Raw genomic sequence first — 3,905 nt, 5'->3', positions numbered from 1 at the left:
TGGGACCGTTGCGTACTGACAACCTTCATAGTCCCATTTAGATTTGCTGAAAGTACTTAAACAATTGTTCATGAAATAAGTACCACGAACGGTTTTGCAGGTGTCTATACTATAATGAATCGGGTGAAAGAACCATCGGAGATAGAAGATCAACCAGATACTCCGGAAACTACCAAAGTATGGGACGTTCCGGGTATTGTATCACTAGATGCATTTGAAGAGGAGATCGATGCGCCTGCAGCAGTTACACAGCCTGCAGAAGCATCCTCCCAGGATGAATCGCATACACCAGTGGATGATGGCTCATCACGCTCAGTTGCTGTACCGGAAAAACTGATTGACCAGGTCATCGGGCAGGATCATGCAGTAGAGGTTATTCGAAAAGCTGCAATCCAGCGCAGACATGTCATGATGATCGGAACACCGGGCACAGGGAAATCCATGCTGGCAAAAGCAATGGCTGAGCTGCTCCCGAAAGAAGAGATGCAGGATATTCTTGCATATCCAAACTCTGATGATCAGAATGAACCTATCATCAGAACGGTCAAATCTGGTCGTGGAAAAGAGATTGTTGCTGCCCATAAGGCTGAGGCGAGAAAAAAGATCCAATTCCGAAACACCCTGATCATGATCCTCATGATCGGTATCATCGGGTATGCATTCATCACGTACCAGTGGCTTATGGGGATCATTGCCGCAGCCTTTATCTTTATGGCACTCCGGTATGCGACCCCGCGGGAAGAACAGATGGTCCCGAAACTACTGGTTTCAAACGATAAAACCACGACAGCACCTTTTGTTGACGCAACCGGATCCCATGCCGGAGCACTTCTTGGTGATGTCCGTCATGATCCGTTCCAGTCCGGAGGACTTGAGACGCCGGCACATGACCGGGTAGAGGCTGGAGCTATTCACCGGGCACATAAAGGAGTTCTCTTTATTGATGAGATCAATACACTCGGTCTTCCATCACAGCAAAGTCTCCTGACTGCAATGCAGGAGGGTCAGTTTGCCATCACCGGACAGAGTGAGCGGTCATCAGGTGCTATGGTCAGGACCGAGCCGGTTCCCTGTGATTTTGTCATGGTAGCTGCTGGAAACCTTGATGCTATTGAAGGGATGCACCCAGCCCTCCGATCCCGTATCAGGGGAAACGGATATGAGATTTATATGGAAGATACCATGCCTGATACGCCGGAGAATCGTGAGAAATTTATCCGGTTCATCGCACAGGAGATCAAGAATGACGGCATGATCCCCCATTTTGACCGGTCTGCGATTGATGAAGTCATCCATGAAGCAAAACGACGGTCAAACCGCAAAGGATACCTGACCCTGAAATTACGAGACATGGGCGGTCTTATCAGGGTAGCAGGGGATCTCGCACGCCAGGAGGGGGCTGAGCTCACCACCCGCCGGCATGTATTGGAGGCAAAGAAGACAGCCCGATCCATCGAGGATCAGATATCAGCCCAGATGATTCGCAGAACCCGTGAGTATGAACTGACCGTGGTTGAAGGAACCGAAATCGGACGGGTGAACGGACTTGCCGTGATGGGAAGTGATGCCGGATCCGTGCTTCCGATTATGGCTGCAATCACCCCTGCACAGGGAGATGGAGGAAATATCATTGCAACCGGTCTTCTTAAGGAGATTGCCCAGGAATCCATCAAAAATGTCGGGGCCATACTGAAGCGGTTTACCGGGAAGGATATCAGAAACATCGATATCCATATTCAGTTCATCGGTACCTATCAGGGTGTCGAGGGTGATTCTGCATCCATTACCGTCGCAACTGCCGCGATAAGTGCACTTGAATCTATCCCGGTCAGACAGGATATTGCCATGACCGGATCGCTCTCGGTGAGGGGTGATGTCCTCCCGGTGGGCGGGGTCACATACAAGATAGAGGCAGCAGCACGGGCTGGAATCAGGAAAGTTCTCATACCAAAGGCAAATCTTGGGGATGTTCTCATTGAAGACGAATTTGTATCAGCCATAGAGATAATCCCGGTCGAAAAGATCGATGAAGTGCTTAAGATTGCACTTGTACCTGACAATAAGGAACTCTTCCTTGACAAACTCAAGACAATTGCCTGGTCCACCACACGTTCAATCCTTGGGACCGATATTCCTGCACCCCGGACGGTTGTCTGATGTCTGTTCCATACCGATATTACGACGTCCGCAGGGTGAGCGGAGAGGTTACCCAGATCGATGTGGATAATGGAAGAGTAGAGCAGGCTGGCTCCTCCTTTTTTGATAAAGCAGTCATCAGGGTTCTTGGGGATAAAGGATGGGGAGTTTTATCAGTTTCAGGAGAAGATGCAGAATTTGAGCAGATTCCGGATTCTTTCCTGAACGAAGCATATAATGCATCAATGGTTACCACGATTCATATTCCGATACAAAAAACACCCACAACCCTTCATCCTGTTCCTGCCATGAAAGAAAACCCGGCAGATGTCAGTCTTGATGAGAAAGTATCCATTCTGCTCGATATGTATAAAGCCACCGAAGGGCCTGATATTGTCAGCCGGAGGATAAATTATATTGAAAAAGATGAAACAGTCTTTTTTTCAGACTGTTTTGGTCATTCATACACCTATCACCTCTGCAGATGCGGATTTTCAGTCCTTGCCGTTGCATCCAGGGGCGGAATTGTTCAGATGGGATATGAACGGGATCATACCATATCAGGTTTAAATATCAGACATCGTCAGGATCTTGCACAGGACGCGGCAGACCGGGCACGAAAACTCCTTGATGCAAAACCGGCAAAAGGAGGAATCATGCGGGCAGTGCTGGATCCCGAGCTTGCAGGAGTGTTTGCCCATGAAGCAGTCGGTCATGCGTCTGAGGGTGACCTTATAAAAGAAGGAAGCTCTATCCTGAAAGGGAAGATCAACGAGAGAATAGGATCCCCGCTTCTGACAATAGTTGATGATCCCTCACAACCGGAGTTTGGATTTTGTCCGGTCGATGATGAAGGGAGTGAAACGAAACGGACTGAGATCATCCGGAACGGAATCTTAAAAGCATACCTGCATTCCAAAGAGACACTTGCATCAGTTGGAAACGGAGATGCTGGTCACTGCCGAGGAATGCCGGGTGTTGAACCGATTGTCAGGATGAGTAACACCTTTATTGAAAACGGAGACTCTTCCTATGATGAGATAATTTCTGAATGTAAATCAGGAATACTCTTAAAAGGATCAAGGGGGGGTCAGGTTGATCCTGGACGTGGCATGTTTCAGTTTAATGCTGAATATGGGTTTTTAATAGAGAACGGCGAGTTAACCACAATGGTCAGAGATGTCTCATTATCCGGAGAGATCTTACAGACCCTTCATACTATCTCCTTAATCGGGAACGATTTGGCTCTGCATCCTGGATATTGTGGAAAAGGAGGGCAGACTGTACCTGTCACTGACGGATCACCTCATCTTATGCTTGAAAAAGCAGTTGTCGGGGGGTGTGAGATTGATTGATGACATCCTGCGGGCTGCTGCGCACGTTGCAGATGAGGCCGAGATATTCTGTGCACGGACCGAATCTATAGCAGCGGAACTGAAACAGGATCGGATTGCAATCGGAAGTAAACTCAAAGGATCAGGCATTATTATCCGAATTATTAAAGACGGAAAGATAGGAGTATCATGCACTGATAATCCAGGGACCTGGAAGACATGTCTTGATGCTGCTTGTGCGAGTGCTAGGTTTGCAGATCCTGTCCCCTGGAAAGGTCTTCCATTCCCAGAAATGATTGATCAAAAACCACTTGCTTTTGATAGTCGTATCTCTCCAGACCCGGTCCTAGTCACAGATCTCATCAGAAGACTCAAGGCCGGTTCAGAAACATATGACGCATACATAACCTCAGGGTCTGCTTCAGTTGCCATATC

3 protein-coding genes are annotated in these 3,905 nt (G+C 48.1%); all 3 read left to right on the top strand.

Translation table 11 applies throughout. The annotated features are described in order from the left end of the window. The first annotated feature begins 114 nt into the window (after nt 1-114). Nucleotides 115-2,157 carry an ATP-dependent protease LonB gene (gene lonB / locus PLA23_RS11235; RefSeq protein ID WP_324329999.1) on the top strand — a complete coding sequence of 681 codons (2,043 nt, stop codon included), beginning with the start codon at nt 115-117 and terminating at the stop codon, nt 2,155-2,157. Then, nucleotides 2,157-3,491: a TldD/PmbA family protein gene (locus PLA23_RS11230; RefSeq protein WP_324475242.1), complete on the top strand. Its 1,335-nt coding sequence runs from the start codon at nt 2,157-2,159 to the stop codon at nt 3,489-3,491. Before lonB ends, PLA23_RS11230 begins: the two co-directional genes overlap by 1 nt. Continuing rightward, nucleotides 3,478-3,905 (top strand): PmbA/TldA family metallopeptidase (locus PLA23_RS11225; RefSeq protein WP_324475241.1); only part of this gene is annotated, 428 nt, incomplete at its 3' end. The genes PLA23_RS11230 and PLA23_RS11225, both read left to right, overlap by 14 nt.

Origin of the sequence: Methanospirillum sp., assembly GCF_035406105.1 — an archaeon.
Classification (GTDB): Archaea; Halobacteriota; Methanomicrobia; order Methanomicrobiales; family Methanospirillaceae; genus Methanospirillum.
Note: the sequence above shows the minus strand (reverse complement) of the source record. Positions and strands in the feature narration are given on the sequence as shown.